The following is a 7,050-nucleotide window of genomic DNA, read 5'->3' as shown; positions in this document are numbered from 1 at the left end:
CTTTATGATATCATATCGGCCAGTTGTAAGCTTAAAAATAGCGAATGTAAAAATGCAGCAGGTCAGTTTTTTGAAGAACTTCCAGCGCTTTACCGTGTATTGAACACCGATATAGTCGCCATTTATGAAGGCGATCCGGCTGCACAGAGCAGGTTTGAGGTAATTAGAACCTATCCGGGTTTTTATGCCATCTGTTTCTACAGAATTGCCCATATGCTTTATAATTTCGGTATACCGCTGGTTCCAAGAATTCTTACCGAATATGCCCATTCTAAAACAGGTATCGATATCCATCCGGCAGCCAGTATTGGCGAATACTTCCATATTGATCATGGAACTGGGATTGTTATTGGCGAAACCAGTAAAATAGGCCGTTATGTGAAACTTTATCAAGGAGTAACACTTGGCGCACTGAGTGTTAAAAAAACATTAGCGGGCAGCAAACGCCACCCAACAGTAGAAGATAGGGTAGTAATCTATTCTGGGGCAACCATACTGGGCGGCGAAACCACCATTGGGCACGATAGTATCATCGGGGGAAACGTATGGCTTACTGAAAGTATCCCAGCTTTTTCTACGGCTTATCATTCTCCAATAATTACCATTAGAAACCATAAAGAAACCAATTAATATATTAAAATATGGCAGGAATAATCGATCTGATCGGAAATACGCCAATGGCTGAACTTCAAAAGCTGAATATTAACCCGGCGGTAAGGGTATTTGCCAAATTAGAGGGAAACAATCCGGGCGGTAGTGTTAAAGATAGAGCTTCGCTTAATATGATCAGAAGTGCGATAGAACGTGGGGATATAGCTCCTGGAACTAAACTGGTAGAGGCCACAAGTGGTAATACCGGAATTGCATTGGCTATGATTGCAAGTTTATATAATTTAGAAATTGAACTGGTTATGCCAGCCAATTCTACACGCGAACGTAAGGTAACTATGGAAGCCTTTGGTGCAAAAGTAACCCTGTTAGAAAGTATAGAAGAATGCAGGGATTATGCGGAAGAAAAAGGTGTTTCAAAGGGATATTTTTTATTAAATCAATTTGCAAACCCTGATAATTACCTGGCTCATTATAAAACAACCGGACCAGAAATATGGAGAGATACAGAGGGGCAGATTACGCATTTTGTAAGCTCAATGGGAACAACGGGAACCATTATGGGCTGCTCCCGATTTTTTAAGGAAAAAGATAATAATATTCAGATTGTAGGCTGTCAACCTACTGAGGGCTCTTCAATTCCAGGTATCAGGCGTTGGCCAGAAGAATATCTACCAAAAATATTCGATCCGCTACGGGTAGATCGGGTAATGGATATTGCGCAGGAAGAAGCAACCTTAATGTCGAGAAGAATGGCTAAAGAAGAAGGTTTGTTTGCAGGCATGAGCTCTGGCGGTGCCTGCGCGGCTGCTTTGAAGCTTGCTGGTGAACTAGATAAAGGAACCATTGTTTTTATCGCCTGCGATCGGGGAGACCGCTACCTGAGCAGCGATCTTTTTGGTTGAGCGTAAATCAATAATCTTGTTGGGCTTTTTTTGATAAAAGCATGCGAACCCTTTGAATAATGACCTCCATTTCGAAGGGTTTTTCTATGTAATCGTCCCAATGGGTTTTATAATAAGCGCTATTATGGATGCCATTTCGCGATGACATGAGTAGGATAGGAATGGACCCATGTGCCGATAACTTTAATTCTGTGCATATGGCCCGCCCGTCGGTCATGCCCAACAAAATATCGATTAAAATAATATCAGGTTGGAAGGCAGCAACCTTGGTGTGTAAATCAATCGCGTCGGAAAGATCCATCGTAATGTATCCTTCAAATTCGAAGATCATCTTTATAGCATCAAGTGTTGCGGGGTGATCTTCAATAATTAATATTTTTGGTTGGGATAAAGAGAACATTTCTTCGTGTTATTAATTAAGGAAAGCTAAGATTGCCAGTACCTCGCTTTTTAAGCAATAACTCAAATATTTTCGAGTCTGTTCTGGTGAGGCTATCAAGAGAATTACGCAGGCTCTGGTTTACCAGGCTTAAATTGGTAAACATCGCTCTTAGGCTATCGTTTTCATCTCGCAGCTCCAAAAGCTCATTGGCAATACCCCCAAAATCTCTAATCCAGCTTTCAAAACAGTTTTTATCAATTTCTAATGCATTATAAATTTCTTCAGGATCTCGGCCGTTGTAAAATTCTTGGATGCTTTCAATAATTTTGGTAGGAGTGTTATTCGGTTTCATGGTTGGTTTTCCAGATGCTGTTTGCGCAGAAGGCTAAACCGTCCCCTGTTTAGATCTCCTGCGGTACAGCAATGTTTTAAAATTTTTCGTTTAAGGATAGGGACAAAGAAATAGAGCATTTAAAGATTATCAAAATTTTTGTCTACGCAGTAATACGCACCAATTTTAAATGTTTGTATTTCAGGTAGTAAAATAAAATGTAATTGGTATTCGGTTCATTATATATAGTTTTTGATGAATTAGCGTTTTAAATAAACCATGCCGCCAGGCGTGTAACAAATCATCCCGGAAAAGACCGTTTCTGTCGACATGGTTCAAAATATGAGTACAATCCAGACAAAATGCATTAAGCCTGTTTGTAAAAAAAACGGTATCGCACCGCTTGCACTCTATCAGCTATATGCAAAGAGGGTGCGGCAGGTGGATCTTAGCGGTACGCATTTCTACGCACAGGTATTCAAGTTGTTGTAGTAAAGCACGTTAAGTGGTTCTTGCTAATTTATTGTTGAAATAAAGACAAAGAAAAAGTAACCTATTTTCGTATATTATTTAGGACGATTTAGTGAGATCTAACATCCAAGCGTGCATATTAGTTTCGCCATCTATCCCCAGTTTTTTACGAATTCTATATTTGCGGCTTTCTACAGCACATACACTAAGTTTGCAGGTTCGGGCAATTTCTTTAGTATCAAAATTTAACATGATGTAAGCACAAAGTGTTAACTCAGCAGGTAGTAGTTGTGGTGAAATCTGAAGTAATCTTTCGATAAAGGTAGATTCAGCCTCACTAAACCGTTTCATAAATGAAGGGTCTCTGGCGTGTGCAAGTTCGATAAGTGCTTTTAAAGAAAAATGTTCAACAGGTTTTTCTGTTTTTGCATCGAGCTGTTTACGGTAACCTTCCACCTGTTCTTGAAGCAGAATACGTTGCCTCCGAAAATGTGCGTTATGCCGCGTTAATAACCTTAATCGTTGGCCATAAAGACCGAGGCTGATGAGCACTCCTTCAATTATCCCAGCTAAAGTGAGTAAATTATAACTGTAAGATTGAAAGGGTATTAACTCCGATAAACAAAAAACAAGGTAAATAGAAATCAAGGCCACGGGGATCCATCCCAGGACGTAACACCAGATAAGAGGATTTTTTTTGGCATAACCGCGGATGATAATCACTTTAATGCTACTGAACAGAAAAAGTAATGAGGTTAATAAAAATAAAACATGTGTAAGTACATTGGTGATGCTTCTTGCATCCCATAAAGAGCAGATTAGGATTAAACCCCATCCAAACATTAACACCTTGAAGAATTTATTGAGTTGCGGAAGTTGGCGTTTAAGTTTTAAAAAATAACTGTTAAACAGAATCGTAGCAATGTAACCAGCTGCAATAAAAAAATGGGCATGCACTAAAATAAACCTGGCTATCGAAGGGCCTAGCAATAAGCCATAGCCTTGAAGATAACAGACCATTACAATGAAATAAAGCAAAATAATCCGCGCTATATAAAGCGCAAAGAGTTTACTCCGCGTAACAACGTACATAAAAACATGAAAAATGAGAATCATCAATGCAATGCCCATATAAATAGGTTGCACGCTATGTGCTTTAAATAAAGCATGGTTTAATACCGATTCGGTAACAAGCTTAACCGGTACAAGTAAAGTATTCATTGCCCGCATTCTTACATACACTTCGCCAATTGGAGTTTTTACCTGCTTTAAGGGAAATACATAGCCGGTACCCAGAATGTTATCATTTTGTTTCAGGTTGAACATGCCAGCGCTTACCTGGTTTATCATCCCTCGTTCATCCCGATAAAATACGGTAATAGAATCGATGTTTGCATAATCGATAAATAGATAGGGAGTGGTTTGGTTGTTATTTTTAAAACGGAGCTTCATCCACCATACTTTACCGCTGGTGCCACCGTTAAAAATTGCCGACTTGCCTTTTGAAAAACATTCTGGCTTAAATTGCGCTACCTTTTCAAAAGATGTTGTTTCGAGCGTGTCCTGCCAAAAGTATCCTGCTTTGCCAATGTTAACAAAAGTTTGTTTCTCCACCCGGATCACCGGTTGAGCTACGCAAAGACTGCTTTTTATCAAAAAAGCAATAAGAATAAAAATGGTCTTCATGAATTAAACCAATGTAAAAAAGCTGGGATGACTTATTACAGAGGAGAAATTATAGCTTTATAATAGAAATTCCAAATTTTATCTGAAAAAGAACATCATGTTAATGGTTTGGCATTCGCTTCAAATTTGTATTTTAGACCAAGCTCAAAATTATATGCACCAGCTGATTATACAATACGCTTTCTTGCTTGCAATTATTCTGTTTGTGGTAATGCTCGCACAAAAAATCCGTGTGGCATATCCTATTTTATTGGTAATTGCAGGTTTAGCCTTAAGTTTTTTACCAGTACTTCGTAATATTGAGATTGAACCAGAACTCATTTTTGTAATCTTTTTACCTCCATTGTTGTATGAAGCTGCTTGGAATACTTCATGGAAAGATTTCTGGAAGTGGCGTAGGGTAATCAGCAGTTTTGCTTTTCCAATTGTTATTCTTACCTCTAGTATTGTTGCGCTGATTTCCCAAAGCCTTATTCCGGGTTTTACATGGGCCCTGGGTTTTTTGTTGGGGGGTATTATTTCTCCGCCAGATGCGGTATCAGCATCAGCAATACTTAAAAATGTTAAAGTGCCTAAAAGGCTCACCACAATATTGGAAGGCGAAAGTTTACTAAACGATGCATCCAGTTTAGTGGTGTTCCGCTTTGCTTTAGCCGCAGTAATGACCGGAAGTTTCGTGTTTAGTAAAGCTGCTGGTAATTTTGTAATTGTTATTGTAATGGGAATTTTGGTCGGAATTGCAGTAGCCTTAGTTTTTTATGCTTTGCACAGATGGTTGCCAACCACTACAAATATTGATATTATCCTTACTTTTTTAACGCCATATGTAATGTACATAACCGCAGAGGAGTTTGGGTTTTCTGGTGTGTTGGCTGTAGTAAGTGGTGGTTTGTTTCTTTCGGCCCGCAGAGACCAGATTCTTACTCACCGTAGCAGGTTACAGGGTATAAATGTTTGGGAAGCGGTAGCTTTTGTGCTGAATGGCTTTGTTTTCTTGTTAATTGGTTTAGAGTTTCCGGTAATTATTCGTGGTTTGGGCAACGATGGGCTTTTACCAGCCATCCGTTACAGTGCCATTATTTGCGCGGTTTTAATTGTTACGAGGTTAGCAAGTACCTATGGTGCTTTATACTTTACGCGTTTCATTAGTCGTTATATTACCACTGCCGATCCCAATCCAAGCATGAAGGCACCCTTACTTTTTGGCTGGGCAGGAATGAGAGGAGTGGTTTCTTTGGCTGCAGCGCTTTCTATTCCGGTCGCATTAAAATCAGGTGAAGCTTTTCCTCAGCGTAACTTAATCTTGTTTATCACTTTTAGTGTAATATTGGTCACTTTAGTTTTGCAAGGTTTAACCTTGCCCGCATTGATAAAATGGGTGGATATGCCCGATCCGGATTATACTGTTCCTTTCGAGCAACAAAAACAAATGGTGAGAAAGAAATTATCAATGTTATCGCTTAAAATCCTGGATGAAAAGTATCATGATGCCTTATTGCATAACGATATGATCAGATCGATAAAAATTCGCATTGAGGCAGAAATGGAATTATTGAGAGATTGGGAAAAAGAAGAAAACATTTCAAGGTCTGACGGCTTTTATCACGACTATCGCATAGCACTTGAAGATATTATGGCTGAACAGCGCATTTTATTGAAAGGATTAAATAAAAAAGAGCAGATTAATGATGAGCTGATTAGAGAACAACTAGAGCTGCTTGATCTGGAAGAAGAAAAACTTCGCAGGCATTTTAGTCATCGGGATATATAAATCTCTTTAATACACTAAAACCGGTTAGTGTTGTGTTAATAGTAAAATGGCGGTTCTATTTTCCCGCTGATTTCGGTGATAATCGCTGAACATATAAATCAGCGTATTCCGCGTAATCAGCGGGAGTATAAAATGACAATTCATACTTAACTTAGCACTAGTTTATTTTGTGTGTAAAACTTGCCATATCAACAAAGCAATGATTAAAATATAATCATATATTTGCTAATTAATTTAGTAAGCATGTCGGTAAAGGTTAATATTACTTCAAAGGGAATACAAAAGGTTCTTAGAAATTATAATGAAAGGCAAGCCATTGCGGAGTACATTTGGAATGGTTTTGATGCCAATGCGAACATCATACGGGTAGATTATATAGCCAATTCGCTTGGCCTTTTAGAGCAGTTAACTATTGCTGATAATGGTTATGGAATTAATTTTGATCGCTTACAACAAAAATTCGATCCTTTCTTCGAATCTGAAAAATCCATTCAGATTGTAGCGCCAAAGCATACTTCAAAAATGCATGGCCGTAATGGAGTAGGGAGGCTTACTTTTTTTACTTTTGCGCATGATGCCGTTTGGCACACCACTTACCAATCAGAACAAGGGTTTCGTTATGGCGAAATACACATTAGTACTGGTGGTCTAAACAGCTATAGTCACGATTTTACCACCGCTCCAGGCAGTTCTGGTGAAACTGGAACAACTGTTTCATTTACTAATCTGAGGATCAGTCAGCAAGATGTAGAAGAAACGGTACTTCCTTTCCTGATAAACGAATTCTGTTGGTTTATTGAATTGAACAGGCATAAAAACTATTCGGTCATTGTAAATGGCAAAACATTGGATTTTAGTAGCAATGTTAAAACTTTAGAAGAGTTTAATCTTTTTT

7 protein-coding genes are annotated in these 7,050 nt (G+C 38.6%); 4 read left to right on the top strand and 3 right to left on the bottom strand.

The window, feature by feature from the left end:
• Both epsC and cysM read left to right on the top strand, forming a co-directional pair.
• Positions 1-630: serine O-acetyltransferase EpsC (epsC, locus tag AC1DND_RS14650; protein WP_477582645.1), on the top strand; the 630-nt coding region annotated here is incomplete at its 5' end.
• An 11-nt stretch (positions 631-641) separates the two neighbouring features.
• Entirely contained in the window at positions 642-1,514 is an 873-nt protein-coding gene (gene cysM / locus AC1DND_RS14645; RefSeq protein ID WP_477582643.1) for a cysteine synthase CysM, read from the top strand.
• A gap of 7 nt (positions 1,515-1,521) precedes the next feature.
• On the opposite strand, the gene AC1DND_RS14640 is transcribed toward cysM, so the two are convergent.
• The 3 genes from AC1DND_RS14640 to AC1DND_RS14630 all read right to left on the bottom strand — a co-directional run bounded on the left by AC1DND_RS14640 (position 1,522) and on the right by AC1DND_RS14630 (position 4,384).
• Positions 1,522-1,914, bottom strand: a complete 393-nt coding sequence (locus AC1DND_RS14640; RefSeq protein ID WP_477582641.1) for a response regulator transcription factor — start codon at positions 1,912-1,914, stop codon at positions 1,522-1,524.
• Positions 1,915-1,930: 16 nt separating this feature from the next.
• Positions 1,931-2,248, bottom strand: coding sequence for a hypothetical protein (locus AC1DND_RS14635; protein ID WP_477582639.1), 318 nt, complete (start codon positions 2,246-2,248; stop codon positions 1,931-1,933).
• 549 nt (positions 2,249-2,797) lie between these two features.
• A complete protein-coding gene (locus AC1DND_RS14630; protein WP_477582637.1) occupies positions 2,798-4,384 on the bottom strand; it encodes a 7TM diverse intracellular signaling domain-containing protein in 1,587 nt (528 codons plus the stop codon).
• A gap of 154 nt (positions 4,385-4,538) precedes the next feature.
• Here AC1DND_RS14630 and AC1DND_RS14625 point away from each other — a divergent pair, with 154 nt between their 5' ends.
• Both AC1DND_RS14625 and AC1DND_RS14620 read left to right on the top strand, forming a co-directional pair.
• On the top strand, positions 4,539-6,155 hold the full coding sequence (locus AC1DND_RS14625; RefSeq protein ID WP_230141746.1) for a Na+/H+ antiporter: 1,617 nt from the start codon (positions 4,539-4,541) through the stop codon (positions 6,153-6,155).
• A gap of 222 nt (positions 6,156-6,377) precedes the next feature.
• Positions 6,378-7,050, top strand: a 673-nt coding sequence (locus AC1DND_RS14620; protein ID WP_477582635.1) for an ATP-binding protein, incomplete at its 3' end; no start/stop codon positions are given.

Source organism: Pedobacter sp. 01N416, assembly GCF_056399685.1.
This window is presented reverse-complemented; position numbering and strand designations above follow the sequence as displayed.

Excerpts from the sequence above, each read along its gene's own strand:
- cysM (WP_477582643.1), top strand. The coding sequence starts at position 642 with ATGGCAGGAATAATCGATCTGATCGGAAATACGCCAATGGCTGAACTT.
- AC1DND_RS14640 (WP_477582641.1), bottom strand. The coding sequence starts at position 1,914 with ATGTTCTCTTTATCCCAACCAAAAATATTAATTATTGAAGATCACCCC.
- AC1DND_RS14635 (WP_477582639.1), bottom strand. The coding sequence starts at position 2,248 with ATGAAACCGAATAACACTCCTACCAAAATTATTGAAAGCATCCAAGAA.
- AC1DND_RS14630 (WP_477582637.1), bottom strand. The coding sequence starts at position 4,384 with ATGAAGACCATTTTTATTCTTATTGCTTTTTTGATAAAAAGCAGTCTT.
- AC1DND_RS14625 (WP_230141746.1), top strand. The coding sequence starts at position 4,539 with ATGCACCAGCTGATTATACAATACGCTTTCTTGCTTGCAATTATTCTG.